Genomic DNA, 26,537 nt, shown 5'->3' on the forward strand with positions numbered 1-26,537 from the left:
AAAACTTTTTTTATTTTAAAAAAATTGAAAGGATTTCTACTAAAACCAACAAAGACAACGCTTTCAATAATACTTTTATTATCTCTAATTTTTCAATAAAAAGAAACATTTTTGTTTAAAAAAGCCTAATTTTCGACTTTTAGTTGTAAAAAGGCTGGTGCGAGGATCAGACAATGTCCGTCACACCAACCTTTTGTTTATTTCTCCCGCAAGGTACGTATTTTCTTTTTTAATTGTTGCACATCATAGGTCGAACTTAATTCTGACAAAACATAGACTTCCGGTGTTCCTTGATAGCTCGTTTGCTGATAATTAGTTACAATTAAATCATATGTTTGCTCAGGCTGATACCTCTCCACCAGCGTGCCATTCATATTTTTAAGACTAAGCATTAATACTTGTGTTAACGCCGCTTGATAAAGAGCATCCATTGCTAAATGAATTCCAATTTTTATTTCACCAATCATTTTAAATTCAATTAATGCCAACACGCTTAAATATTTGACCAGAGAAAGTTCATGCAAACTATCTCCTGGTTGATACGTTTCATCAAAACAAGCTAAAGCTTTTTCTAATAACGTTGTTGAAAAAGAAGCTAATTCCCGACTAGATAATTGCTGTTCTTTTTCCCAGATATGGGCCCGATCAAAAACTTCCAATTCTCCTTTAAAAAAATAGAGTTTTCCATGAATTTGTGAAAAATAGTAAGCCATGGTTTTCTCAAGAGTAGGTTCAAATTTATGGGGCCGATAATACAAGACCACATTTTCCAAGATAAACGTATCAGCTAAAGAAACAGCGGAACGACGTCCCCGAATTAAGGAATATTCATCAAAAGCTGATTCTGGTAAGACCGACATTGTGATTAGAAAAACAAAATGAATCATGCTTTCTCCTTCGTCTAATTCTAATGAATAGCGACTAGAAAAACGGAAAAACAATTGTCGAACTTGCTTAAATAACGGATCTTCTTTAAAATCAATCATTTTCTTTCTCAATTGTTGATATTTTTTTGAAGTAACCGCTAGGCGCTTTTTCGTAATACTCAACCAAAGGCTAACTTTTAACGCATTATGTTCATTAAAAGTAAAACCTAAGCCAGTTTCAATCCCTTCAATTATCCGTTTATTTAACGGGGACATCGTTTTTTTCTGGTGTGTTTCATAGGGAGTAATATACCAATACAACTGAAAGTAAAAGTAACGAATCTGCAATTCTTCTCCCTGTAGTTGTCCATTTTTTATTTGCAAATCAAAGGCGGCTAACAATTGATTGAGTTCCTTAATCTTTCGAAATAAAGAAGACTCACTAATCATAAATTTAGTCGTTAATTGAACAATAGAAAACTCTTTATTACGATATAAATAATCTAAAAGTTGAAATTTAAGAGACTCTTTTACAAATGCTTCAATTAAATGATTCAACGAAAAAAAATCCGATAAGGTGATTGATAGCTGTTGGCCATCATAAGTAAACTGACAATCCTGTCCAAAAGGTTTCAAAAAATAATGTAAATCCTCTAAGTCTTTTTCAAAGGAGGCTTTTGTGACCGCTAAAAATGCTGTTAAATCAGAGACTGAGCAGGTACCGCCTGCTAAGATGGTTTGTTGCACCGTTAATAATTGTCGCATCGCTTTCTTTTCCAATAACGTCTCAACTTTCATCGTTCTCTCTCCAATAAGCCGAAGCACCCATCAAATTTGTAATATCATAAATATTGGTTAAGGAAGGTTGATAAAAATAATCTTTTTGTAATAGGTCTGTCAGTGTCTGACCTGTTTGGATACTTAATGCTAACGTATTTATTTTTTCTAAACAATTGTTTTTTGAACAAAGCTGTGCCCCAAGGACCCGTTGTGTCACTTTATCATAGATTAATTTGCCTAAAATTTCTGTCCCATGTTGTAGAGGCGGCGCTGGCTGTCTAACAATTACGGAAGCAAGTGTTTGCGGAAAAAATAAACCTTCCGTTTCGGTTAGACCTGTACTAGCAAGGTAATAGTCCCCCACTTTTGTTCCCATTGTTCGCAAAGAGCCAATGAATCGGTGTGTTTTTTCTTCTAAATTGTTGGCGACTACTAAGCCAGTTCGTACCGCATTGTTCACTAACGGAGCATAAAAAGTTTCCGCGACTGGTTCATTCATAACTGAAATGCAATCTCCGATGGCAAAAACATTTGGCACTGAAGTTTGTAAATAAGCATCCACCGCGATTGTCTGATCCAGATTTCGTTGAATTTTTTTATCCAAATAGGCTAATTGAGGATGTAAGTTTAAAGCAAAAATCCCACTGTCACAAGAAATTTTCTGTTCGCTTGTTTCAAGAACAATACCATTTGCTGTTTCTTCAATTCCTAGGACCGTTTCTTCAAAATGGAAAATTACTGCTTGTTTTTCCAAAGATTTTTGAACATCTGCAACCATTTCTTTATCAAAATATTTAGGCAATAGATTTTCTAAACTTTCAAAGACATGGACCGTTTTCTTCATTTTCACAAGAAAATCAATAGCTTCCATTCCAATGGGTCCTGCACCAATGACGGCAACTGTCTGGCTCTTTTCCAGTAATGGAACAGCCGCTAAAGCACCTGATAAAAATTTATATTTGAGTAATTTTTCTGTTTGACTACCACGAATTTGCGTGGAAAACTGGCTCGCGCCTGTCGCTAAAATCAATTTATCATAAGAATACCACTGTTGTTCTTCCTTTTGCGCCCAAGCAATCAGTTGGTTCTCAACATCCATTGCCACGACTTCTCTATTTAAAAGCAACTGAATCTTTTGACGACGTAATTCCTCTTCCGTTATGTAACGTGCTTCGTGTAATTCATTGATGGTATGATTAAAATACGCACTTAAGCCACCAGATAAATACCCCACTGTTGCTTGTTTATCAATTAAAGAAATTTCTGCTTGGGGATATTTTTTCCTTGAAGCAATTGCTGCGGAAATACCTGCGAATGATGCACCAATAATCACAATTTTCATTTGTTTCCTCCTCTGTCAGGACCTACTATACTTCTCTCAGTTTATCATGATTAAAAAGAATGCTAAAGCAACAACTATAGTTTTCCCTTAAAATAATTATTTTTGCTGAGCGCATTGCTTTTCAAGCACTTTCATTTTCATTTATAATAAATGTTACTACTGTTTGAGGAGGAGTTTTCATGTCTGCAACAAAAGAGCAATTGGAACTATTTTTATTTTATTTATCTGAAACCCATACAAAAAGTTTATCTTTACATGACTTAGTTACAAGTCGACCACGCCCAGAAGAAGCGCGTATTTTATTAAATATTAACGAGGTTTTCACTTACTATCATAGCGCTCGTGTTCTCTACACAAGTGTTCCTGCTCTTGAAAACAACAAGTCTGAGCCTTTTTTCCAAGCCTTCGAAAATTTTTATTTTGAATTAAAACAACATTTTTTCAATGAAGAAGATGAAACCAATCAATTGAATGAACGTCTAGAGGAAATGAAAATTGCCTTTGAACAATTGACGGATGACTACAATGTTCTATAATAGAAGAGAACAATTCGTTGAGAAGGGGTCCTTATGAAGCAAGAAGAAGTGATTGAACGTTTAAAAGAAGAACTAAATTTGCCATTTTTTAATGGTACGCTAGAAGAAAAGAACTATTCTGAAGCAGATTATCAACAAATCAAGAAAGAGTTAATTCAATACTTTGATGATTATGTGCGAAATGTTGAAAATTAAAAAGAGAAAAAACTTCGTTTAACGCGAAGTTTTTTCTCTTTTTAATTACTTATTTTTTAAAATCATCATAGCTTCAAAAGGTTGTAATTCTAGTTCCTGTATCACTATTTTCCGTGGATAGTTAGCCACTAAGATTCGACTTCCCTCAGTTAAATTAATCCCTGTATCAAAACGAATAGTTTCACTTGTAAAATTCGATACAACCAAAAGGGTTTCATCATCGAATACTCGTTTATAAGCAAATACTTGATTATTTTCTGCTTCAATTAATTCAAAGTTTCCTTTAACAAAAATCGGCATTTCCTTCCGAAATTTAATTAGTTTTTGATACGTATAGAAAACCGAATTTTTATCTGCAAGTGCTCGCTCAACATTTACCTCATCGTGAGTAGGACCCATTAACCAAGGTTTGTGAGTAGAGAAACCATAATATTCTTCATCCGTCCATTGCATAGGAATTCGACAGTTGTCTCGTGATTTTTGTCGTAATGCCGCTAAAGCATACTCTTTTGAATCACCCCGTGCAATCATCATATTGTAGGCATTAATTGATTCACGGTCATCGTATTCTGAAATATTTTGAAAATAAGCATCTTTCATGGCAATTTCTTCCCCTTGATAGACAAAAGTTGTACCATGTAAGCCAAATTCTGTAATTGCTAAATTTTTCGCACTTTCAATCCGAAATTCCTCATCATCTAAAAAGCGTGCCAGCGCACGTGGTTGATCATGGTTCGTCCAGAACAAAGCATTCCAGCCGCCTTCATTGTACATTTTTTGTTGCCAATACGCCATTATTTTTTTTAGTTCAGTTAACTGATAGTCACTTACTGCCCATTTCTCGCCATTTGGATAATCAACTTTCATATGGTGAAAGTTAAAAGCCATTGAAAGTTCTTGGCGTTCAGGTTTCGTATATAAAATAACTTGTTCAGGCGTAGTAGATGATAATTCTCCCACCGTCACTAATTGATACGGTGTAAAAACTTCTTTATTCATTAAATGTAAAAATTCATGAATACGTGGTCCATCCGAATAGTACGTTCGTCCGTCATTTTTCGGTGTCTCTAATGTATCGTTAGGAAAGGATTGGTCTTTAGAAATATTATTAATCACATCTAAACGAAAGCCATCAATTCCTTTTTCCGCCCACCATTTCATCATAGTGATTATTTCTTCTCGTAATTTAGGATTTTCCCAATTCAGATCGGGCATTGTTTTTTCATATAAATGTAAATAATATTGTCCTGAGTTGGGCTCGTATTCCCAGGCAGAACCAGAAAATTTAGATACCCAATTATTTGGCTCTTTTCCATTGACAGGGTCTTTCCAGATATAATAATTTCGATAAGGATTATCTTTGCCCTTCAAAGCTTCTTGAAACCAATAGTGTGCAGAAGAAGTATGATTAACAACTAAATCCATCATTATTCGGATATTTTTTTCATGTGCTTTATTTAATAATTCTTCAAAATCAGCCATTGTCCCAAATTTCGAGTCAATGTTATAGTAATCAGCAATATCATAGCCATTATCTCTTTGCGGAGAGACATACATAGGAGTTAACCAAAGATAGGAAACACCTAAATTTTCCAGATAATCTAATTTTTCAATGATTCCTTTGATATCACCAAATCCATCATTATTCGTATCCTTAAATGAACGTGGATAAATTTGATAAATCGTGCCTGATTTCCAATTTTCGTTTGTCATCTTCTATTCCATCCTTAATTTACTGCATTTTTAAAAACATTTTTCTTTTCTATACCAGTTCCCATCACATCATCATCTTTATAACCAAAAAACCAAACGAGTGCCATAGAAACAGTAATACACAAAATTGTTGTCACCCAAAAAACCAGAAAATTATTTGGATTTCCGTTTACCCATTCTTGTGTAGTAGGATTCAATACTCCTTTAGCTGCAAAGTTTGGAAAACCAATTAGCGAACCAGAAAATCCATACATATGGAGATTTAGAAAGCCCGCCGCTCCTGCACCAACAGCTGCACCAATGGAACTCATAATAAACACACGTGGATATTTTAAGTTTACACCATACATTGCAGGCTCCGTTACACCGCAAAAGGCAGAAATTGCAGCTGGTAAAGTTAATCCTTTAACTGGCGCTTTGCGTGTTTTTAAGAATACCGCCAGCGTTCCTGCTCCTTGAGCAAGCATTGTATAACTAGCCAACATATTTAAACTAGACTCACCAGTTGTAGCAATTTGTAATGAAATGATTGGAACAACTAACCAATGGAGACCAAAAATCACCAAACATTGATAGAATCCACCAATTATTAAACCGGCTATCCCAAGTTGAATAACATTTTGTCCATTACCAATTAAAAATTCAACACCAGAACCAAAAGCAGATGAAATCATTGAGATAACAGGACCAACGCCAATAAAAATGATTGATGCTGTCACAAAAAAAGTAATTAACGGTCTAAAAATTGGCTGAAGTGCAATCGGTAAAACTTTTTTGAGCCACCTTCCTAAAGGTGCAGCTATAGCCGCTGCTACAATGATTGGAAATATAGAGTACGCATAGTTAGGCAACACAATCGGAATACCAAAATAATCAGCATTAAATGTAGGTCCTGTTGCTCCAAACATCTGAAATAACTTACCTGCAGTTACTGTCCATCCTGTTAAAACACCATGAACATCATAATTTGCTATCGCCGTTGCTCCATTCGTTGTTACGCCAGCTGCCGCAATTGCTTGATTTGCGGTCTCGATTGCTCCTTTTGTAAAATTGACTACTGTTGGATGATCCAAACTAACAATATTACGAATGTTTGGTGCAATCATGGCTGCCCCGACTGCCGCTACGACATATGGATCAGCTTTTAGTTGTTTGGCGGCAGAAAAACCGATTAAAACAGGTAAAAAATAAAATGGAACCATTGATAATGTTGAAATTAATAAATACGTTGTACTGTGTGGATCAAGCACATTAATTAATCCATTCCCTTTTGTGAAAATAGCTAGTAAGCCGTTAATTAATCCACCAGCAGCTAATAAACCAATAACAGGAATCATGGATCCTGTTATTGTTCCGATAATTATTTGAAAATAGTGAGAAATAATTTCTTTAAAGCCTTGTGGTTGTTTCTTTGGTAATTTTGCTGATTTATCTGTTTGATTTTTAAAATCTTTTGTAGCTAATTGACTATCTACAGCAGTATAAACATCTTCAACCGCTTGACCAATCACCACGTGATACTGATTTAAATTGGTGTTATAAAAAGCTTTTACTGAAGGAACTTTAGGTGCTGAAAGCTTTTCCAGTTCCTCTTGATTTACTTTCTCGATGTCCTTTAAAGTAAATCGCAGACGTGTAATGCAATGAAATACTTTTTCAATATTATCTTCTCCACCAACGCCAACAATAATTGCCTGTGCCAATTCTTGATAATTTGATTTCACTATCTTCTCCTCCTTCATGAGTTTACTGGCCAAGAAACTCATCATTTAACCGCAAACGTTTACAAAATTATTGTAACCTGTTTAAACAAGTTAGTCAACAACTTGTTTAAACAGGTTGCTAAATAATAAAAAAACAAAAGCCAACTGGCTTTTGTTTTTTAATGGACCACAACTTCTGTAAATACATATTTATCCGGTCTATGTTTAGAAATTGTGTATTCAAACAATTTACCTAACTGTGTATAGGCCGTATTTCTAATGATCACTGCAGTATCATAGCTATGGCTGTGCAATAGTTCTTTATCTTCTTTCGTTAATAGTTCAACTGTAATGACGCGTTTTGATGTTGAAACATGAATATTCAACGTTTTTTCCAAGTATTCATAAATGGAATCTTCTGCTATTTCAGTAGTCAAATTTTGCACAACATCTTTTAGAAAATAATTTTCATCCACAACGATTGGATCTTTTTTTTGCATTCTTAATCGAACAATTCGATAAATTGTTTCTCCCACTTGAAAAGGTAATTTTTTGGTCAATTCTTCCGTCATCACTTCTTCAGAAAAAGACAATACCTTCGTAGACATTTCTAGATGTGTGCGATTAGTAAATTGTTTAAAACTTTCTATTTTATCTAGCGAAACACCTAACGAATGTGGCGTACTTATAATTGAGACACCCTTTCCAGGGATACTAACTGTTAATCCTTGATTCGTTAATTCTTTTAATGCGCGACGGATTGTATTGCGTGAGACTCCATACTCTTTTACTAAAGTATTTTCAGAAGGCATCATTTCATGATAAATACCAGTATCAATTTTATCACGTAGGCTTTCATAAATTTCCATGTACTTAGTTCTTGTCATATCTGCTCACTCTTTCTCCGATGATAATTTCACTTTACTATACTTGAAAGATTTTGACTAGTCTTATTTATGCGCGCAACATTAAACATATTTTAAATGATGCTGCCTAAAAAATACCAATGTTTCAAAATAAAAAAATAACAAAAAAACCACCGGCAGTTTTGCCGATGGAAAAGGAGTATTTACTCAATAAGAGTAAAATGAAAAATAAAAAGGTTGTTGTTGGTATGAATTAATAATACAATACACTTTCTCTTTTGTCCATAAAAAAGACATGAAAAAAATATTAAATTCGTTAGTTATTTTTATTAGTTTTTTATTTTTTCAAAAGAATGTTGCTCATTCGCGTAATGGCAAAGGTTAATTCATCCGTTGCTTGATCCTGCTTTTCCTCTGAAGCATTAAATAAATCTGCATCAATGCCTGTTTCTGGATCTGTTGCTAAAATCATTTCATTGCATCCTGCTACATATTCTGTATAAGCATGTTGAAATTTTTTGTGAATGCCAAGTACTTGTGGTGTTGGTTTTAATGTTCCGACTTTTTTGAGCATTAATTCATATTTTTCAGTACCTTCTTTAAATTTTGCTTGAATTTCTGCAATTCGTTCGGCTGTTAAATCATTCACTTTATTCTTATCGATCGCTTGACGAACTTCTTCGTAATATGGATTCATGACTTCGCCAATATCTTCTGTTGTTTTAACGATATCATTAATTGTTTGAACGTAAAATCCTAAATTTGGTCTCATAACCATCCCTCTTTTCCCTTTTCTCTTTCACTCCATTTTACACTTTTTCTATTCCATCTGACAAGTGGCACTTTTTCAGTCTTTATTCTTTTGATTCTTAACAGAGAAAACATAGTGAGGCATCGTTTTGCCACGGTATGTTTTAATGTATCGATCCCTAACAAGCATCTGGTTTCGAATAGCGACATTCATAGAGGCTAAGTTCGTATCACGAATCGTTGAAATAACTTCTGGAAAATTTAATACATCGAATGCGTACTGTTTTGTCGCTGCGGCAGCTTCAATCGCATACCCTTTGTGCCATTCTTTCACACATAAATGATAACCAATTTCTGGATAGCTCTTACCTTTTACTAATTGATTGGTGAGTCCACACTCGCCGATGACTTCGCCTGTTCGCTTCTTCTCTAACGCCCATAAGCCGTAGCCGTATTCTTGATAGGACTGTAAGTTCCACTTTAGCCAGTTTGCAACCTCTTCATCAGAAAAAGCGTGTTCATAGGCATACATCACATTTTCATCTTGCAAAAATTTTTTCAATTCCATTTCATCTTCCGACTGCCATTCTCTGACAATAAGTCGTTGTGTTTCGAAAATAATTTTCCGTTTCAAGCCCTTTCACTCCTTACATAAAGAAAAATTGACTGGTTTAAGTACCAGCCAATTTTCTTTTCTTATTTATTAAGCACCTTTACCTGCTTTACGTTGGAAGAACTTCACAATTTCCACAATTGGGATGATAGCAAAAGAAGTACCTGCTACAATTGCCCATTGATATGCATCTAAATGTGTAACGCTGAATAAATCATTAAATCCTGGAATAACAATCGTTGCAGCTAATAGCAAGAACGAAACAAGAATCCCATAGTTAAATGATTTGTTGCGGAATAAGCCAACTTTGAAAATTGATTGATAAATCGACTTCACATTAAAGGCATGGAACAATTGAATTAATCCCAAAGTAGCGAAGGCCATGGTTAAAGCATCGCCGTGTTGTAAATCATACAACGCTTGCGCCGATAAGTTTGTGTTAGCTGCGGTATGTGCTGGGAACATAATTGACATTTTGTACACAATCAAAGTCAATGCCCCTTGCGTAATCCCTTGGTAAACAACACTGCTTAAAACGCCGCCAGAGAAGAAGTTCGATTTTTTACCACGAGGTTCATGGCTCATCACATCACGTTCTGCTGGTTCCACACCTAACGCAATCGCTGGGAAAGTATCCGTTACTAAGTTAATCCACAATAAGTGAACAGGTAACAAGGTATCCCAATTGAGCATTGTTGCAATAAACAAGGTTAATACTTCCCCTAAGTTAGCTGAAAGTAAATATTGAATCGTTTTTTGGATATTTGAGAAAACTTTACGTCCTTCTTCTACTGCCACAATAATTGTTGAAAAGTTATCATCGGCAAGGACCATATCTGAAGCACCTTTTGATACTTCTGTTCCGGTAATCCCCATACCAATGCCGATGTCAGCAGCTTTTAAGGCTGGGGCATCATTTACGCCATCACCAGTCATCGCAACCACTTTTCCTTCTTGTTGCCACGCTTTAACAATCCGAACCTTGTGTTCTGGTGAAACACGAGCATAGACAGAGTAGTGTCCCACGACTTGTGCGAATTTTTCATCTGACAATTCATTTAATTCAGCGCCTGTAATGACTGCATCGTCGTCGCCTTCTTTGATGATGCCTAAACGTGCCGCAATTGCTTCTGCTGTATCACGGTGGTCACCCGTAATCATAATTGGACGAATACCCGCTTCTTTCGCGACTTTTACAGCATCTGCAGCTTCTTTTCTTTCTGGGTCAATCATACCGACTAAACCAGCAAATGTTAAATCTTTTTCCACAAGTTCAGAACTCATTTCGGCTGGAATCGTCTCAACATATTTATAAGCCATTCCTAAAACACGTAAGGCTTGTTTCGCTAATGAGGTGTTGGTTTTCAAAATTTCTTGACGTTTTGTTTCATCTAATGGACTTGTTTCTCCATTTGATAAGATTTCCGTACAACGTTTCAATAATTCATCTGGTGCACCTTTGACAGAAACTAGGAAGCCACCTGTTTTTAATTCATGAACAGTAGTCATTAATTTACGATCAGAGTCAAAAGGAATCTCTGCCACACGAGGTTCAGCTGCTACTTTTTCGGTTACGTTAAACGCATGATCTAAACCAAATTGTACTAAGGCAGTTTCTGTTGGGTCACCAATTAATGAACCATCTTGAGCGATTTTTGTATCATTCGTAAAGTTCATGATTTTTAAAGCCATATTATCGGTAGGGATTTCTGTGGAAGCAGATAAAACTTGACCATCTGTATACAACGCTTCAACGGTCATTTGATTTAAGGTTAGTGTACCTGTTTTATCTGAACAGATAATATCTGTACTTCCTAATGTTTCAACGGCTGGTAACTTACGGACAATCGCATTTTTCTTGGCCATTTTTTGGGTCCCTAAAGCCAAAATAATCGTGACAATCGCTGGTAATCCTTCTGGAATTGCCGCTACAGCTAACGAAATTGACGTTAATAACATGTCAATCCATGAACGACCATTCATCATTCCTACCACAAACATCACCGCTGCAATGACTAAAATGGCAATTGTTAACATTTTACCCAATTGGTTTAAGTTTTGTTTTAAAGGCGTTTCCGTTTCTTGTTCGCTTGCTAGCATGCCAGCAATTTTACCGACTTCTGTATTCATTCCTGTGCCAACCACAACGCCAAGACCACGTCCATACGTCACATTACTATTGGAATAAGCCATATTGATTCGGTCACCGATACCAATATCGGTTCCCTCTAAGATGGTTACTTCTTTTTCAACTGGAACAGATTCACCGGTTAACGCTGCTTCTTCAATTTTTAAGCTATTCGCTTCCAATAAACGTAAATCGGCTGGAACGACATCCCCTGCTTCTAATAAAACAATGTCACCTGGCACTAATTCATCACTTTTAACAGTAATGACGTGTCCATCACGGCGAACATTCGCATTTGGTGAAGACATTTCTTTTAATGCTTCAATGGCTTGTTCCGCTTTAGCTTCTTGGATGACCCCAAAGATGGCGTTCAAGATAACAACCACTAAGATGATAATCGAGTCTACCACATCATGGGAAAAGACGGCTGAAATGACCGCTGCCGCTAATAAAACAATAATCATAAAATCTTTGAATTGCTCAAAGAATTTCACGGCAAGTGATTTTTTCTTCCCTTCATCTAGCACATTTTCCCCGTACGTTTCTAAACGCTTTTGAGCCTCCTGTGCACTTAATCCATCAGTTGTTGTGTTCATTTTCTCCAAAACAACTGTGTCGTCTTGTGCGTAAAACGCTTCAGACAATTGTGTTTTCTTTTCTTCTGACATGTTCTTCCTCCTCTATTTTTTGCAGCATCCTTCAAGTACTATTTTACATTTCATCAAAAATAAATGAAAAAAAATAGACTTGTGTATGCTACTTCGTCGAACATACATAAGTCTCACCGTTTAAGACAACACCAGAAATTGCTTTCGGAGTTGGTGATGTTGTCACAGCATAAATACTGTCAGTTACTCCCTCATGAAAAAACTATTTAACATTGATTGGAGAACCAATGTTATGAATAATTACTTAATTAGTATACCGTTTTCCACTCTTTTTTTCAAATAAAAGTTCTGCTCATTTGAAAAAAACTGAAATCCTTTCATTCGGATTCCAGTTTCTTGATTTGTATTCGTAAAATACGCTGTTGTCCCCGCTTTCTCGACCAACTAATAACCCAAGAAAGTAAGAAAAGACTAATCACGGTTCCTTCACGAACAAAAATCGGCAAATGATAACTAATGGACAATCCTAGTGCTAAACTGACACAAAAAATATCAACTAAATAACGATAAACCTGAAAACTATAGCGCGTTCTTTCAGAAATAAGTGTACAAAATTTTTCAATGGGAAATTGCAAAACACCTAGCGCAACTACCTGTCCTGTCCCGATTCCTGCTATGATTGTCCCTAAAATAAATAGAACAATTTTAACCAAATAATTTTGAAAAACAAGCGAACCAAATAATTGATATAAGAAAAAATTAATGACAAAACCAAAGCCAATTAACGCCACCAAAATAATCAAATAGTCCTGAATTTTACGCTGCTGATCTAACAACCAACACGTGCCTAAAAAAGCGAAATTAATAGCTGTGGTAACAGTTCCGACTTTTAAATGAGTAAGTGTTGCAAAGGTCACATTAAATGCATTAAAACTACTAACTCCAATGCCTGCTTGAATTGTCAAACTGATGCCCAATGCACTAATTAAATAAAAAAGAAACGATAGCACAATTTTTTTCTTCCACATTATAAAAACTCCTCTACTCTTGATACGTCTATTATGTGCTACAATAGAAGAAACAAATAGGAGATATCTCCTATTATAAGGAGAAAAAATGCTTAAAACAGCCTACCAACGATCACCGAAACAAGAATTAGCTAAAAATACGCCTTTTTTTAATGAAACTGATTTAAAACACAGTTTTATTATCGATTTTGAAAATCAAGAATTCATTCATCACCAAGCAGAGCCATTAAATTATCTTTTTTATTTAATCAAAGGAAAAGCGAAAATTTTAAAAACAGAACGCAATGGCCGCCAATCCATTGTTCAGTTTTTAACGACAGGTGATTTAATTGGCGATTTAACATTAGTTCAAGCGGAAACGATAACCAAGGACGTTATCGCCTTAGGTGAAACTTGTTGTTTGGCTGTACCTTTAGCTTACGCAGAAACTGTTTTAAAAAACAAGGTACTTTTTATGCAGCAACTCAGCCATTATCTAGGGAAAAAAATGCTCCAACGGGTGGACCACTTTACAACGAATCAGACCTATGAACTAAGTTATCGGCTAGCGGAATTGCTATTGGTTGCCGCTAATCACGAAGATATTTATAAAGAAAAACATACTGAGATTGCCGAATACTTAGGGGTTAGTTATCGCCATCTTATTTATACTTTCAAGCAATTTCGAGAGCGCGGCTTTATTCAAAAACAAGGAACTGCTTATCACATCAACCGCTTAGCGTTACATTCTTTTGTGCAAAAAATGAAGAGTTAAAGTGGTGGATTGTTGACAAATAGTGCGCTTCCCGCTACCCTATTCTTATTAATAAGAAAGAAGGGACAGCAATGGAGCAAGCATCATTTACTGTATCTAGTTGGCAAGAACAACCGATTGACAATCTTAATGAAAATTTCCCAGTGAATCAAGCGAGCGCTACTTATCAATTGTCAGGCGCCTTATCTGGGACAGCTTCTGTGGAATATTTAATGACTTATCAAGGCTCTTCAATGGCTGATGGGCTTGAAGCTGTGGCTCAAGTGGTCGGTTTCCTACATTTCGAAGGAACTTATTTAGGAAAAAAAGGCACCTTTACTGCTTGCGAAAAAGGGACGTTTACACAGGGTCTTTTAGACTGCCCAGGTGAACTATTTCAAGCATCAGGTGAGCTTGCCGGTTTATCTGGTCGCTACACTTATGAATTTAGTCAAGAAGAAGCGCTTCTTCATTTAGACTTTGTATAATAAAAAATTTCAAGGAAAGTTGGTGACATTATTTTACTTATTTTAAATTTGGCGGTTGTAAAAGACAATGGGTGTTTTTGATTAGATTAAACTTTTAAGGAGAAAAATCATGAAAAACACCCGAAACACCGTCCCATCATTACTAATTATTATTTTGCTTGTGGGATTTCCACAAATCAGCGAGTCGATTTTCACACCCATTTTGCCAGCGCTTAGTTCTGCTTTTAACATTCACGATAGCGTGGCACAATTAACCATGAGTATTTATTTTGTTGCCTTTGCCGTTGGCGTTTTATTCTGGGGAATTCTATCCGATACGATTGGACGTCGCCCAGCTATGTTATTAGGAATTTTATGCTATTTAATTGGAAATATTGGCCTTTTTTTGAGTCCGACGTTTCCTTGGCTGTTATTCTTCCGTTTAATTCAAGCATTTGGTGCAAGCGTTGGTTCTGTTATTACCCAATCGATGATGCGGGAAAGCTTTAACGATCTTCAAAGAGGGAAAATTTTTGCTCAAACAAGCGCTGCCCTATCGCTATCTCCTGCCATCGGACCCTTAGTCGGCGGACTTGTTCAAACCTATTTTGGCTATCAGCATGTCTTTAGCACCTTAATTGTCATGGCTGTTCTATTACTTTTCTATAGTTTTTATCGTTTACCAGAAACCTTTCACTTAGGAAATACCTTAACGAAAGCGCCTTTTTGGTCCGTGGCGAAACGCCTTTCCTTCGACTCGAAAGTTTGGTGCTACGGCTTATTGATTGGGGGCATTAATGGTTTATTGTTTAGCTACTATGCAGAAGCTCCGTTTATTTTCATCAATCACTTTGGCTTTAGCAGTGTCCAATATGGCTTTCTTGGTTTAGTTTTAGCTGTGTCTAGTATTCTTGCTGCGGTTCTTATCAATTGGTTGCTAGGATATTGGTCAGCGGAAAAAATTGCCTTTGCTGGTTTGCTGCTAAGTATCTTTGCGGCTTGCTGTTTATTAATAATGACACAATTTGAAACAATCATTGGTCTTATTTTGTTTATTTTTCTCTTTTTCTTAGGGATTAATATTACTTTGCCCAATGCCTTAAGTATGGCCTTAAAAGGCTATGAATCTGTAATTGGTACTGCCAGTGGGATTTTTAGTTTTGCCTATTACTTGTTTGTTAGTTTCTTTACCTATTTGATTAGTTACTTTCACAATGGTACCATTTGGGTCTTACCGCTTTACTTTTTAAGTTTTGCTTGTCTGTTAGCTTTCAGCTATTATGTCATTGTTTATCGTAAAACTTTAAAATAAAAATCAAAAAACACACGAAATATTCGTGTGTTTTTTTTAGCTAAAAAATTGATTTTCTAAACTATATTGCTTCCCTGAAACAATGTCATATTGAATCAGTCGGTATTCCTCATATAGTTGTTCTTGCTTTTTATTCATTTCTACTGTTTTTTTCCATTCCCCACCGAGATAGTAATTCCCCTTTTCAAAAGCAGGCAATTGTTCTTGTACCTCATTTAGCATAGCGTAAAATCCCGATTGCGGTAAGCCACTTTGTTGGAAAAGTGAGGGAGCAAAATAAAATGGACTAATGGTTGCTTGATGCTGATTTTTTTCTGTTAACTGGTTCGCCGTATCATACATTAGAAATTCTGTCTGGTGAAGTGCTGCCCCTTCATTCAACGCTTGAATGTTTTCATCATAAATACTTGGTAAGTGATCTCCCCAAAAAACGACTAATGTGCGTTTGGGCATTTTTTCGATTTCTTGTAGGAAATTTTTCAAAGCTTCGCTACTGTAGGCAATATCTTGCAAGTAATTATTGAGCGCGACTTGATTGCCGTTTCCTTGAGAAAAATAATTGGACGTTGTGTATTTATTTTCATAGGGCATATGTGTTTGCATAGTAACTAAATGAATGAATTGCGGTTGCTCTTTTTCTTTAAGCAGTGTCGTCACTTCCTGATACGCTGCTTGATCTGAAATGTAAGGATTATTTTCTAGTTTATCCGTATAGTTCATTGTTTTTTCATTGATAAATTGATCAAAACCTAAAATTTTATACACATCTTTTCGTTTATACATAGATGTATTGTACGGATGAATAGCCGTTGTTTGGTACTTTTGTTCCTTAAGTAATGAAACAATGGAAGGCAATTCCGTCATCTTAGGAATCATCATTGTATAAGGTGTAGTCATTTGGGCATTCATTAATTCCATCGAAAAACTTGTTAGGGCTTCAAATTCAATATTCGCAGTTCCGCCCCCGTAGTTTTGTGAAAGCATCTGGCCACTGTAAGTTTTATCAGCGATTTGCTGATAATCAGCTAAAGGGTTACCAATAATGGACAAACCTTTCAGATGATCTGGATTTGAAAAACTTTCACTCATGACAAACACAATATTTGGTTGCTCATTGCTCGGCACTGTTTTCGCCTCGGCCAACTTTTGATATTTCTGAGTAATTTCTGAAATAGCTTCTTTTGAATAACCCTTTGGTTGGTCCATAGCCTCTACTTTTAAATTATATAGAAAACCACCAATAAATCCTGTATTGTAGTAATTCATTTTTTGGCTGTAAGGAATCCATAACGCGGTTTTATTATAGGCTTTACGTAACAAATTTTGCGGATTGTTAAAATCACCAATATATGAAAATAGACCAATCGAAAGAACAAGACTTAACACACGAATCGTTTGTTTTTTCTTCGATAAAAAGAAACTTTTATAAAAGGCTTTTCCTAAGAAAAAAAGTGCTACACAACCTAACGCTACCACAAAAATAAACGGCCATAAACCAACCATTTCTTTTAATAAACTAACTTCTGTGATCATTTTTAAGTCGTCTGGGTAAATAGGTTCGACACGATAAAACATCTTTTGATAGTCCGCAAATCCTAAAACACCTATTATGACACTATATAAAAGAGCGCCAACTCCTAATGAGCCTGCCAAACTACATAAAAAAAGTAAAAAAACGCTTAGCACAAAACAACCTAAGAAAAACTTTTCCGTATGCCACGAAAAAGCAAACTTGAAGGCTAAATCAACAGACAAGTTATTCTGACACCATTGCAAATATAAATTACTAAAAATAATTAATAAGATGAACCCGATTCCATACAAAAGGTAGCGGTAGGGCCATCGTCTAAATTTCTCAACTCTCTTTTTCACATCGATCTCCTATTCAAAAACTAGTAATGTATTTATTTTATGCTTCTTGAAAAAGAATGTAAAGAAGTAGCTAGCAAAGAAGTCTAAGGAATGGTAAAGAAAAAATGTTATTTGTTGCAAAAATAATTTTCCAGTGGTATAGTAACAATGGAATTTCGTTATCAGTTATCGTCGCCTTTTTAGAGTACTTTATGAAAGGAGAATAACTATGACTTACAAAGTAAAAAACATTCAATACCGTATTCAATTAGACACAGACAAAAATATTTTCATTGTTTTCGATGCAAAAAATGAAAGTAAAACAGCAACTGGTCACACAATTGAAGAAGCAATTGCACACTTAAAACAATTAAACTAAGGAGTGACAAACATTTCCATGCAAGACCCTTTAGGTAGTTATTTAAGCTAAAAGCCGTTTAGTAAAGAAAAAATACTAGACGGTTTTTTTGTATCCTCTTCGCCTTTTATTTTTTACATAGTATACTGAAACAAACGGAGGTGTTTTTAGATGACCATCATTGCAAACTATATACGCCAGCAATCCCAACATCAAACACAGTTAACAGAAATCTACCAAGCAATTTTAGCGGTTGTTCCTCAGGAGACTACTGAAAAAATCGCTTATGGAATGCCGACCTTTTACTTAAATGACAATTTAGTGCATTTTGCGGCGGCCAAGCAACATTTAGGTTTCTATCCTACGCCATCAGCCATCCAACGTTTCAGCAAAGAATTACGCCCTTTTAAAACCTCGAAAGGTGCCATTCAATTTCCTTACACGCAAGAGTTACCTCTTTCATTAATACAGGAAATAGTTAAATTCCGTGTACAAGAAAACATGAAGAGCGTGGGACAAAAATCACTTTGAATTTTTGTCCCACGCTCAAAAACTGATAAACGGCGGGAACAGAAGCAACTCCTTCGGAAATAAGCCGAAATTCTCCAAAAATTAAAGAACAATTTTCGGAAATTCCTTCTTATTGCTGAGAAACACTATTTGCAAAGCAAATAGATGTTAAACAGTACCTACTTGGTTCTCGGAGTTAAACACTTCTGTCCCGACCTCTTCATGTTCTTAAAATTTTTTCCATCGCTTTTCCCTTGGCCAACTCGTCGATTAACTTATCTAGGTAACGGATTTTTTGCATTAAAGGATCTTCAATTTCTTCCACGCGATAGCCACAAATTACGCCTTTGATCAATTGGGCGTTTTCATTAAAATTGGGTGCTTCTTCAAAAAATGTTTCCATCGTTACTTTTTGAGCCAATTGTTGTTGCAAGCCTTTTTCATCATAACCAGTTAACCAGTAAATAATTTCGTCAACCTCCGCTTGCGTTCGATTTTTACGTTCTGCTTTTTGGATGTATAGCGGGTAAACACTGGCAAAGGTCATTGTATAGATTTTCGGTTTTGTCATTGGTTTTCCTACTTTCTGAAGTATTCTCTCTTCAGTCTACCACAGGCTTGCTGGAAAAAGAGGCTATTTTGTCTTAGTAATCAAATTGACGATAATAACGACGAATCTCTAATGGGTGACAATTTAATTTTTCTACATGCGCATCAATGCGTTGCGTTACCGCATGCATTAGGAGAAATGAAACAACTCGGCCACGATATTTTTCACTAATTCCTGGAAGTTCATACGCTTTCGAATCAATAATTGTATAATTGGCACAGATTTTCGGCAATAATTTTGCTACTCGTTCTGCCAACGGTCGCTGCTCGTCTTCTCCAATAAACAACGTTACTGGCGTAGTTTCATCTACAATTTCTAGCGTTCCATGTAAGAACTCTGCTGCATGAATTGATTTTGAACGAAGCCAACTTTGCTCTTCCCAATAGCACATTGCATAAGAATAGACCGCTCCCCATTGGTTTCCTGCGCCAATAAAATAGTGAATGCTATCATGACGATGTTTTTCCGCAAAAGCTAAGCCAAACGCATCGGCACTTTTTTCGGCTTCAGCTAAACCTGTAGGCAAATATTCTTCCAATTCTTGGTAATAATTTTCGTAATCTGTAAATTCGTTGTTTTTTTGCATTAAACGATCAGCTACCATAAAGAACTTGATTTGCTCAGTTCCTGGAGCTGGATAAGTCACCACATAATCACATAAATCTGCTAAAAGACTGTCTTTTGCATCGATAAAACCAAATAACGTCGCCCCGACCTTTTTGATTTCTTGAACGGCTTGCACCACTTCTTGTGTTGTCCCAGTAACGGAAGACAAGATGACGAATGATTTTTCTGTTAAACGTTTATTGCCTGTTGTGTAATACTCAGCAGCATGTTGAACATAGATTGGTAAATTACTTTTTCCATTCGCATAAGTAACTGCTTGCATGGCTGAAGCATAAGTACCGCCGATTCCTAAATAATAGACCGCATCAAATCCTTTCGTCCAAACTTGATCAACAACTTTTTCAACATCTGAACGCAAGGCTAAGGCACCTCGTATGTCTTTGATTTGTTGTTCTTCATTAAATTTTAACATGGCTGATTTCCCTCTTTCTTTGCTATTTTACTTTTTAGGACACAATCAAAATCATCAAAAATCCGTTGAGATAAATCAATTCCTTTACTTGTAGCTACTTGATACGCCAAATATTGAAATGGAATAACTAATAATAACGGACTAATTTTTTCTTCGACATCACTTGCTAAACCTAACGTATTTGATGCTCTCGTTGAACCCGTTGTAATTGTGTAACATTGGCCAACATAACTGGCTAGATAATTTTTCAAGGCTTGGCTACGTGCTTGAATAGGACTTTGATTCTCAATAAAAAACAAAAGATGTGTAGTATCCGCTTCAAGATAAGGCCCATGCATATAGGCTTCGACTTCAAATCCTTGGGAAGGTAAGCGAACTGTTTCTGTAAACTTCGTCTCAAACTCTTTCGCCGTACCAATATTGGGCCCATAACCAATTGCGATAAATCGTGTCCCCTCTGTTAATTCTTTTTTCGTTTTTTGCCAAAATTGTTCGGTTTTATAAATCACCGAATCGATTTCCTGAATTGCTTTGGCAAGTTTTGCTAATTCTTCTTCAACCTCTACTTTTGTTAATTGATGCTTTTGATAGCCCAGTTTCAAACCAAATAGAAATAAATTTAAAAGTGTTGCCGTATAGCCTTTTGTGACAAAACCAACTGTTTCAAGCCCCATTTTTAAATCCAGGACTTCATCCACAACCTCCGTAATCGGGCTGGTGACATCACTTGTCAAGGCCACTGTTTTTACAGACGTTTGGTTTTTAATTTTTGCAATGGCATCAATTGTTGAAGCACTTTTACCACTTTGCGAAACCGCTACGACCAGATCAAACCGATCATCCACTTTGCCATAATGAGCAAAATTGAACGGCTCTTGGATTTCCACATAAATAGGCGCCACTTCTTCAAGGTAAACTTTAGCCGCCTGACAAGCATTATGTGACGAGCCAGTTGCTAAAATTAGACAGTGCGTGACCTTTGAAACGTCTGTATCAGTTAATTGAAATTGGTTAAGAATCTGAGTTAGGGCTGCTTGCTCCTCATTTATATAATCCAGCATCGTTTTCATATTTTGCCTCCTAAAATAGACCAATTAATGAGCCAAGAATTCCGACAATTGCCATGCCACCTAAAATCGCTAAAGGTTTTACTTCTTTTTTCAATAAATAAAAAACAAAACCAAAGGATGCAAGCGGTAATAATTTAGGCATGATATCGTCAAAGATACTTTGAACCGTGACTGCATTTTTGCCACTTCCGCTGATTGTAATCGGGATAGTTAAATCAATCATGGAGGCGGTCATAGCACCTACCACCATCAAGCCAATTATTGAAGCGCCTAATGTGAGACTTTCCATCATGCCATTTGCTTGAATTTTTTTGAGAAAACCAGTTCCTAATTTATAGCCCCAACGATTCAGTAAATAACGAACAATCACATGGGGGACGTTAAAAATGAGTAAAAATAGAATTGGCCCTAACACATTCCCTTGTAAAGCTAACGAAGTTCCAACACCTGTTGCAATCAAGCGTAAGGTTCCCCAGAAAAAGGAATCACCTAAACCAGCTAAAGGTCCCATTAACGAGGTTTTAATACTATCGATTGTTCCAACTTCAAAATTTTCGTCCAGAACATTTTCTTCTTCCATTGCAGCATTAATTCCTAAAATAAACGTCACGATATGCGGCGTAGTATTAAAGAAAGCAAGATGCCGTTTTAAAGCTGCCGCCATCTCTTCTTTTTGAGGATATAATTTCTTTAAAATAGGGATCATGGCATAGACATAAGCCATATTCATCTGACGTTCATAATTCCATGAAAATTCCATTTGAAATGAACGCCAAAAGACTTGATTAAGTTCTTTTTTTGTAATTAAGTTTTCTGTCTTAGTTTTAGAAGTCTTCGTCATCATCAATTACCTCCCCACTTGTTGTTTGTATTGTTTCATTCTTTCCTTTGGCATAATTCATGATATTCACAACAATTACTGCTGTAATGGCACCCAAAATTGCTACTCCTGTTACAGGTAACTTAAAGTAGGCCATTAAGACAAAGCCTAAAAAGAAATATGGCGCTACTTGTTTGTTAATCAGTAAGCGTGCAAGCATCGCAAATCCTAGCGCTGGAATAATCCCCGTTGCAACAGACAACCCATGTTGAATAAATTCAGGGATCAGATCAAGTAAACCTTTAATGGTGTTGCTGCCCACGGCAAATGAAATAGTTACAATGAGCGCTAGCATGAACGATAAGCCAAAGCCTGCAAGTAAATGCATGCGCTCCACCCCTTTATATGCTCCTTCTTCAGCATACTGATCAGCTTTTTGACTCATGATTGGGATGAGCAAACCCAAATAAATATTTTTAAGAATCAACGTTAACGTTGCGATTGGCAAGCCTAAGACTAAGGCTGTTTCTGTTCCTGCGCCAGCAGTAATAGCAAACGCTGTACCAAGAATCCCACCAGTCACTACATCAGGTGGGATTGATGCGCCCACTGAAAAAGAACCGATGAAAGCTAACTCTAAGGTCGCGCCCATGATTACGCCCGTTTTGACATCACCTAATACAATTCCGACAAATAAACCGGTTACAATTGGTCTTGAAAGCAACGAGGTTCCTAAAGCATATTCCGACTGCGCAATAAAAGCGATGCAACCTAAAAGAATCGCTTGTCCTATCATTTTTATTTCTCCTTTCTACAAGACATTTAATGCTGCTACTTTTTTGTCATTTGGGACTTGTCGAATTTCAACTTCACAACCATTTGCGACCAATTCTTTAACCATTTTTTCTTCATCCGGTGTGATATTAATTGCTTTAGAAATGTTTCGAGTATTTTCCCTTACTTTCATCCCTCCTAAGTTAATTTCTTTTATTTCTGGATAAGCAGTAGCCAATCGATAAGCATCTTCCACACTTTCAACTACAATAAAAAGTTTGTATTTTTCTGTAACACCACTTTTTAGTGCGGCAATCGCATCTTCAATCGTTTTAATGACCAGTTTTACTCCTGCTGGCTTAGCTAGCTTAATGGTTGTTTTTCGAATATCATTTTTAGGTACGTCATCATTTGCGATTAAAATACAATCGGCGCCTAAGCCTTGGGTCCATGAAAAAGCCACTTGACCATGTAACAATCGATGATCGACTCTTAACAATTTAATCATTTCATTTCCTCCTAAAATTCTTCTTCTAAAATTTCTTTACTAGATAACTCATTACAATAACAAAGACTTTCTTGTCCGTTTTCAACGGCACGTTTTACTAAATCAACTAATGAATCAACAGTATTTATTTGGGTATATATTTCAATTAATGTTGCTAAATTTAATCCTGAAATTAAATGCATTGCTTGTTTCCCCACATAATTAAAGAATTCGTTATTCACGCTTCCGCCAAATAGGTCTGTAATCACAATTAATTCATTTTGTTGATTGTTCTTTAAAATGTCTTTGACCGTCTTGGCTAAATCATAAGGTTGTTCCATATAAGCGCAAAGACATTCCACATTCTTTGTTTCACCACAAATTAAAGCTAATGATGTCTGAATCCCTGCAGCGAAATTACCATGTGTTGCCAGAATAATTTTACGTTCCATTTTCTTCACCTCACTTACTTCTTTATATAGCAAAAAGAGTGCCAAAAAAGTGGCACTCCCTCCTTTTTATTTTAAAAATCGCTTTCTGCGTTGTTAAACTCCGTTTTTCCAAACAACACATCATAGACATAAAAAAGCTCCGATTCAGGTATATTGACACTATAAACTTTTTCAATGACACTAAACGCCTCTTTTAACTCTTGCAAGACCGTTCTTTGACACTGCTTTAATTGTTCGGCGCCATTATAATTTTCAATAGGTTCATTCCGGATTAATCGTTCAATTAAACAACTGACATGGACATATACCGCTAATTTACGATCATTTTGAATTGTTTGTTGCCACCGCTCTTCTAATTGAATTAAAAAGACTTCTACTTGTAGAATAATTTTTTCTGTATCTAAAATCGTCACTGATTGAATGACCCGATCTAATGAAAAGTTACGAATCAACTCATGATTTACATAGGACAGCATATCTTTAGTTAATTCTCTCTTTGTCCATTCTAAAAGGGTCGTAATTCCTTTTCCTGCAATCAACTCTTCTAAAGAGATATACGGGAGGTCATTTGAAGACGGGTTGTTTGTACCGATGATGCCGACAATCTCATATTCTGGAAAACTTTCTTTGATCGACTCTGCATTACGTAATTGATTATACTCACAAGGAATAATCTTTAATTGTGCTTCCGCAGGTAAACTTTTTTCAAGTAAATCTCTAATTTTAACGGCTGTGCCAATTCCGGTACTACACGTTGTTAAAATGACACGTTCCGTTTTATTTTCAGGTAATATGATTTCCCATTCATTTGGATGAACCGTTAACGCTTTTTGGGGCAATTCTTCAAAAGAAACTTCGTCTTTAATGGCTTCTCCTATAGACAGAGCCAAGCTTGTTGTCACATTATTCATTAATAAAAAAGGACCTTCTTCTTCTGCCGGAAAATACTGATAAATTTCTTTCAATGAACCCATATCAAAAAGAATTACTAAACCATTCCTCGTTTCTTGACGTTCCATATAGTGAATTAAGTGTTCGGAAATTTTTTTGGGAGTAACATCTAACGGCATGTCAAACGATTGAAAAATTGGCACATCTAACAGCCGATTTGCAACATTTGCAATACTACTTGCTGTGGCATATCCGTGGGCAACAATCACCGCTTTCGGATAGTGACTTTCCTTTACTGAACCCGAATAGTGAAGATAAATGGTGACAATAATTCGATCCATCTGGGATAGTTCAATATCTAATGAACGTTTCACTAAAGTTAACAGTTGTTCAGCGTAGCCATAACTAGTTGCTAATTTAGTTTGAACTTCTGTTAAAAGTTCGTCAATGACTGTTGTAGGTTCTTTTTCTGGAAACCAATCAATACATCTTCGTTGAAACAGATAGGTGCTTAATGCATAGACTAAACTGCCATTAAACCGAATTTGATAAGACGATTCAATCGTTTCCAATAATTGACGGATATTTTGCGTAATAAACAATAACATTTCGTGATTTTTCTCTCGCTTCTTTTCAAATAATAAATCATCGAATAAGCGTTCAATTTCTTTCGAGATGTCGTTATTAGCAGTGGAAAGATGATGATGGTGAGAGACATAAAGACGAAGGATTCGTTCATAACTCTGGATAATTTTTCTTTGCGCAAGCTCTGTTTCCTCTAACAAACTAACCAGATTTGTTTGCTCATCTAAACGAATAGGCAATTCATTTTCATCAGGAGCTAGTCTGATCGATTGATCCAGAAATTCTTTCGGTAGATCGTGCAAAGTGATTGGAATAACACGTTTATCAAGATTGGCGGCAAAGCTGCGTGCAGTAATAATTTTTATATTATTTCTTAATTCACCTACATTGCCTACATAATGGTGGTTTTCTAAAAGTTGGATAACTTGTGGCGTGATAGTAACTGCTTTTTGAATAGCTTGCTGTTCCTCATAAAATGCTCGCATAATTAATTGTTTTCTTTCCGCTTGAGTGCGTTCAGCAAGACTTGGGATTTTAATTTGAATAGGAATTCGTCTTAAAAATGTCGTTAAAAAGGTGCTAGAAATTTCTTCAGTTGTGGCAAAGCACAACCGACACGTAACAGGAATGGGCCGATTGGTTTCACCCATTCGATAAATAATGCCCTGATCTAAAAATGTAAACAACTTTTCCTGCCCTTCAGGACTCAAACGATGAACTTCATCTAAAAATAAAACGCCCCCTTCTGCACTTTGAAAGGCCCCAATTTTATCGGAATCTGCTCCCGTAAAAGCGCCTTTAAGATGCCCAAATAATTGACTAGTTAAAAGCTCTGGATTGTTGGCATATTGCGCACAATTAACTGTCACAAAAGGTGCTGAATCGTCAAGCAGTTCTTTTGAAAGACAAAACTGATAATATAAGGATGCTAAAAAACTTTTACCCGTACCACTTTCACCTGTAATTAAGACAGGCAATCCACCGCCAGGATAAAGCGCTGCCATTTTTAATTGTTCGATGGTCTGGGCTAAACTACCGCGATAACCAATGACCGACTGAAAAAAATCACTTTTGCGATCAAAAACAGGATGTTCATCGATCATTTCTTGGAAACTTTGATAAACAGTTCTTTTTAAAAGATAGTTTTGTTGCTGAAACGCTTCTTTATGAAAAAAGTAAACCGGTCGTGTATTGATCTTAACTAGAATTCCTTCTTCGTTTAACTGATTTAAATAGTGACTAGCTGTATTTCGTTTGATAGAAAATGTCGTTGCAATATTGCTTGCTGTGAAAATTTCACTGACTAAAGATGGTTCAAAAAAAGCTGTTTGATTGCGTAAATAATCAACAATTTGCATTTTTAACATAAAATCACCTCTCATTTATCATAACGTACCTAAAAAAAACGTCAATATTCAAAATTTCTTTTGTTATTTTTCTTTATATAAGG

General features: G+C 36.0%; 25 protein-coding genes. 7 read left to right on the forward strand and 18 right to left on the reverse strand.

The features are described 5' to 3' along the window. Positions 1-197 precede the first annotated feature (197 nt). Together IGL17_RS08235 and IGL17_RS08240 are read right to left on the reverse strand one after the other, a co-directional pair. Complete coding sequence (locus IGL17_RS08235; protein ID WP_016618460.1) at positions 198-1,664, reverse strand: helix-turn-helix domain-containing protein; 1,467 nt, start codon at positions 1,662-1,664, stop codon at positions 198-200. Continuing rightward, positions 1,654-2,988 (reverse strand): FAD-dependent oxidoreductase, encoded by a 1,335-nt coding sequence (locus IGL17_RS08240; protein ID WP_002374545.1) that lies wholly within the window; start codon positions 2,986-2,988, stop codon positions 1,654-1,656. Before IGL17_RS08240 ends, IGL17_RS08235 begins: the two co-directional genes overlap by 11 nt. 179 nt (positions 2,989-3,167) lie before the next feature. On the opposite strand from IGL17_RS08240, the gene IGL17_RS08245 reads away from it, so the two are divergent. Together IGL17_RS08245 and IGL17_RS08250 are read left to right on the forward strand one after the other, a co-directional pair. Next, complete coding sequence (locus tag IGL17_RS08245) at positions 3,168-3,524, forward strand: hypothetical protein (protein ID WP_002357135.1); 357 nt, start codon at positions 3,168-3,170, stop codon at positions 3,522-3,524. 33 nt (positions 3,525-3,557) lie between these two features. Continuing rightward, positions 3,558-3,719, forward strand: a complete 162-nt coding sequence (locus IGL17_RS08250) for a hypothetical protein (protein ID WP_002357133.1) — start codon at positions 3,558-3,560, stop codon at positions 3,717-3,719. Positions 3,720-3,764: 45 nt separating this feature from the next. On the opposite strand, the gene IGL17_RS08255 is transcribed toward IGL17_RS08250, so the two are convergent. The 7 genes from IGL17_RS08255 to IGL17_RS08285 all read right to left on the reverse strand — a co-directional run bounded on the left by IGL17_RS08255 (position 3,765) and on the right by IGL17_RS08285 (position 13,128). Then, entirely contained in the window at positions 3,765-5,432 is a 1,668-nt protein-coding gene (locus IGL17_RS08255; RefSeq protein ID WP_016618459.1) for an alpha,alpha-phosphotrehalase, read from the reverse strand. 14 nt (positions 5,433-5,446) lie between these two features. Beyond that, complete coding sequence (locus tag IGL17_RS08260; RefSeq protein WP_029679873.1) at positions 5,447-7,174, reverse strand: PTS transporter subunit EIIC; 1,728 nt, start codon at positions 7,172-7,174, stop codon at positions 5,447-5,449. A gap of 140 nt (positions 7,175-7,314) precedes the next feature. Beyond that, entirely contained in the window at positions 7,315-8,004 is a 690-nt protein-coding gene (locus IGL17_RS08265) for a GntR family transcriptional regulator (RefSeq protein WP_002393946.1), read from the reverse strand. A 334-nt stretch (positions 8,005-8,338) separates the two neighbouring features. Beyond that, positions 8,339-8,779: a hypothetical protein gene (locus IGL17_RS08270; protein ID WP_002385841.1), complete on the reverse strand. Its 441-nt coding sequence runs from the start codon at positions 8,777-8,779 to the stop codon at positions 8,339-8,341. A gap of 69 nt (positions 8,780-8,848) precedes the next feature. Beyond that, complete coding sequence (locus IGL17_RS08275) at positions 8,849-9,385, reverse strand: GNAT family N-acetyltransferase (RefSeq protein WP_078126832.1); 537 nt, start codon at positions 9,383-9,385, stop codon at positions 8,849-8,851. Positions 9,386-9,454: 69 nt separating this feature from the next. Continuing rightward, entirely contained in the window at positions 9,455-12,160 is a 2,706-nt protein-coding gene (locus IGL17_RS08280) for a cation-translocating P-type ATPase (protein ID WP_010707395.1), read from the reverse strand. A gap of 317 nt (positions 12,161-12,477) precedes the next feature. Beyond that, positions 12,478-13,128, reverse strand: a complete 651-nt coding sequence (locus IGL17_RS08285) for a YczE/YyaS/YitT family protein (RefSeq protein WP_002366868.1) — start codon at positions 13,126-13,128, stop codon at positions 12,478-12,480. An 88-nt stretch (positions 13,129-13,216) separates the two neighbouring features. Here IGL17_RS08285 and yeiL point away from each other — a divergent pair, with 88 nt between their 5' ends. The 3 genes from yeiL to IGL17_RS08300 all read left to right on the forward strand — a co-directional run bounded on the left by yeiL (position 13,217) and on the right by IGL17_RS08300 (position 15,640). Next, on the forward strand, positions 13,217-13,882 hold the full coding sequence (gene yeiL / locus IGL17_RS08290) for a transcriptional regulator YeiL (RefSeq protein ID WP_016618456.1): 666 nt from the start codon (positions 13,217-13,219) through the stop codon (positions 13,880-13,882). A gap of 71 nt (positions 13,883-13,953) precedes the next feature. Further along, on the forward strand, positions 13,954-14,349 hold the full coding sequence (locus IGL17_RS08295; protein WP_002362038.1) for a DUF3224 domain-containing protein: 396 nt from the start codon (positions 13,954-13,956) through the stop codon (positions 14,347-14,349). Positions 14,350-14,458: 109 nt separating this feature from the next. Beyond that, positions 14,459-15,640, forward strand: a complete 1,182-nt coding sequence (locus tag IGL17_RS08300) for a multidrug effflux MFS transporter (protein WP_016618455.1) — start codon at positions 14,459-14,461, stop codon at positions 15,638-15,640. A 36-nt stretch (positions 15,641-15,676) separates the two neighbouring features. Here IGL17_RS08300 and IGL17_RS08305 read toward each other — a convergent pair whose 3' ends face one another. Further along, on the reverse strand, positions 15,677-17,512 hold the full coding sequence (locus IGL17_RS08305) for an LTA synthase family protein (protein ID WP_002357120.1): 1,836 nt from the start codon (positions 17,510-17,512) through the stop codon (positions 15,677-15,679). Between the two features lie 208 nt (positions 17,513-17,720). Between IGL17_RS08305 and IGL17_RS08310 the strand changes: the two genes are divergently transcribed. Beyond that, complete coding sequence (locus IGL17_RS08310) at positions 17,721-17,870, forward strand: hypothetical protein (RefSeq protein ID WP_002357118.1); 150 nt, start codon at positions 17,721-17,723, stop codon at positions 17,868-17,870. A gap of 150 nt (positions 17,871-18,020) precedes the next feature. Beyond that, on the forward strand, positions 18,021-18,380 hold the full coding sequence (locus IGL17_RS08315) for an iron chaperone (protein ID WP_016618454.1): 360 nt from the start codon (positions 18,021-18,023) through the stop codon (positions 18,378-18,380). Positions 18,381-18,579: 199 nt separating this feature from the next. Here the strand turns inward: IGL17_RS08315 and IGL17_RS08320 are convergent, their stop codons facing one another. From IGL17_RS08320 to IGL17_RS08355, 8 genes are all read right to left on the reverse strand, one after another. Beyond that, positions 18,580-18,930 carry a DUF2200 domain-containing protein gene (locus IGL17_RS08320; protein ID WP_002360043.1) on the reverse strand — a complete coding sequence of 117 codons (351 nt, stop codon included), beginning with the start codon at positions 18,928-18,930 and terminating at the stop codon, positions 18,580-18,582. A gap of 73 nt (positions 18,931-19,003) precedes the next feature. Next, positions 19,004-20,008: an SIS domain-containing protein gene (locus tag IGL17_RS08325; protein ID WP_002369188.1), complete on the reverse strand. Its 1,005-nt coding sequence runs from the start codon at positions 20,006-20,008 to the stop codon at positions 19,004-19,006. Then, entirely contained in the window at positions 20,002-21,078 is a 1,077-nt protein-coding gene (locus IGL17_RS08330) for an SIS domain-containing protein (RefSeq protein WP_016618453.1), read from the reverse strand. The genes IGL17_RS08325 and IGL17_RS08330 overlap by 7 nt, the downstream gene beginning before the upstream one ends. 10 nt (positions 21,079-21,088) lie before the next feature. Beyond that, complete coding sequence (locus IGL17_RS08335; protein WP_002384383.1) at positions 21,089-21,922, reverse strand: PTS system mannose/fructose/sorbose family transporter subunit IID; 834 nt, start codon at positions 21,920-21,922, stop codon at positions 21,089-21,091. Next, on the reverse strand, positions 21,903-22,694 hold the full coding sequence (locus IGL17_RS08340) for a PTS mannose/fructose/sorbose/N-acetylgalactosamine transporter subunit IIC (protein ID WP_002357107.1): 792 nt from the start codon (positions 22,692-22,694) through the stop codon (positions 21,903-21,905). The genes IGL17_RS08335 and IGL17_RS08340 overlap by 20 nt, the downstream gene beginning before the upstream one ends. Before the next feature lie 15 nt (positions 22,695-22,709). Further along, positions 22,710-23,180 (reverse strand): PTS sugar transporter subunit IIB, encoded by a 471-nt coding sequence (locus IGL17_RS08345; RefSeq protein ID WP_002357106.1) that lies wholly within the window; start codon positions 23,178-23,180, stop codon positions 22,710-22,712. A gap of 11 nt (positions 23,181-23,191) precedes the next feature. Continuing rightward, on the reverse strand, positions 23,192-23,611 hold the full coding sequence (locus tag IGL17_RS08350) for a PTS sugar transporter subunit IIA (protein WP_002389037.1): 420 nt from the start codon (positions 23,609-23,611) through the stop codon (positions 23,192-23,194). A gap of 71 nt (positions 23,612-23,682) precedes the next feature. Beyond that, a complete protein-coding gene (locus tag IGL17_RS08355; protein WP_025193376.1) occupies positions 23,683-26,454 on the reverse strand; it encodes a sigma 54-interacting transcriptional regulator in 2,772 nt (923 codons plus the stop codon). Positions 26,455-26,537: the final 83 nt, after the last annotated feature.

The organism is Enterococcus sp. AZ088, assembly GCF_051714845.1.
GTDB lineage: Bacteria > Bacillota > Bacilli > Lactobacillales > Enterococcaceae > Enterococcus > Enterococcus faecalis.

Bases quoted from the DNA above. Each gene is read 5' to 3' on its own strand.
- IGL17_RS08235 (WP_016618460.1), bottom strand. From the start codon at position 1,664: ATGAAAGTTGAGACGTTATTGGAAAAGAAAGCGATGCGACAATTATTA.
- IGL17_RS08340 (WP_002357107.1), bottom strand. From the start codon at position 22,694: ATGATAGGACAAGCGATTCTTTTAGGTTGCATCGCTTTTATTGCGCAG.
- IGL17_RS08300 (WP_016618455.1), top strand. From the start codon at position 14,459: ATGAAAAACACCCGAAACACCGTCCCATCATTACTAATTATTATTTTG.
- IGL17_RS08245 (WP_002357135.1), top strand. From the start codon at position 3,168: ATGTCTGCAACAAAAGAGCAATTGGAACTATTTTTATTTTATTTATCT.
- IGL17_RS08295 (WP_002362038.1), top strand. From the start codon at position 13,954: ATGGAGCAAGCATCATTTACTGTATCTAGTTGGCAAGAACAACCGATT.
- IGL17_RS08325 (WP_002369188.1), bottom strand. From the start codon at position 20,008: ATGTTAAAATTTAATGAAGAACAACAAATCAAAGACATACGAGGTGCC.
- IGL17_RS08285 (WP_002366868.1), bottom strand. From the start codon at position 13,128: ATGTGGAAGAAAAAAATTGTGCTATCGTTTCTTTTTTATTTAATTAGT.
- IGL17_RS08355 (WP_025193376.1), bottom strand. From the start codon at position 26,454: ATGTTAAAAATGCAAATTGTTGATTATTTACGCAATCAAACAGCTTTT.
- IGL17_RS08350 (WP_002389037.1), bottom strand. From the start codon at position 23,611: ATGGAACGTAAAATTATTCTGGCAACACATGGTAATTTCGCTGCAGGG.
- IGL17_RS08335 (WP_002384383.1), bottom strand. From the start codon at position 21,922: ATGATGACGAAGACTTCTAAAACTAAGACAGAAAACTTAATTACAAAA.
- IGL17_RS08315 (WP_016618454.1), top strand. From the start codon at position 18,021: ATGACCATCATTGCAAACTATATACGCCAGCAATCCCAACATCAAACA.
- IGL17_RS08270 (WP_002385841.1), bottom strand. From the start codon at position 8,779: ATGGTTATGAGACCAAATTTAGGATTTTACGTTCAAACAATTAATGAT.
- IGL17_RS08265 (WP_002393946.1), bottom strand. From the start codon at position 8,004: ATGGAAATTTATGAAAGCCTACGTGATAAAATTGATACTGGTATTTAT.
- IGL17_RS08280 (WP_010707395.1), bottom strand. From the start codon at position 12,160: ATGTCAGAAGAAAAGAAAACACAATTGTCTGAAGCGTTTTACGCACAA.
- IGL17_RS08255 (WP_016618459.1), bottom strand. From the start codon at position 5,432: ATGACAAACGAAAATTGGAAATCAGGCACGATTTATCAAATTTATCCA.
- IGL17_RS08345 (WP_002357106.1), bottom strand. From the start codon at position 23,180: ATGATTAAATTGTTAAGAGTCGATCATCGATTGTTACATGGTCAAGTG.
- IGL17_RS08260 (WP_029679873.1), bottom strand. From the start codon at position 7,174: ATGAAGGAGGAGAAGATAGTGAAATCAAATTATCAAGAATTGGCACAG.
- IGL17_RS08310 (WP_002357118.1), top strand. From the start codon at position 17,721: ATGACTTACAAAGTAAAAAACATTCAATACCGTATTCAATTAGACACA.
- IGL17_RS08240 (WP_002374545.1), bottom strand. From the start codon at position 2,988: ATGAAAATTGTGATTATTGGTGCATCATTCGCAGGTATTTCCGCAGCA.
- yeiL (WP_016618456.1), top strand. From the start codon at position 13,217: ATGCTTAAAACAGCCTACCAACGATCACCGAAACAAGAATTAGCTAAA.
- IGL17_RS08320 (WP_002360043.1), bottom strand. From the start codon at position 18,930: ATGACAAAACCGAAAATCTATACAATGACCTTTGCCAGTGTTTACCCG.
- IGL17_RS08250 (WP_002357133.1), top strand. From the start codon at position 3,558: ATGAAGCAAGAAGAAGTGATTGAACGTTTAAAAGAAGAACTAAATTTG.
- IGL17_RS08330 (WP_016618453.1), bottom strand. From the start codon at position 21,078: ATGAAAACGATGCTGGATTATATAAATGAGGAGCAAGCAGCCCTAACT.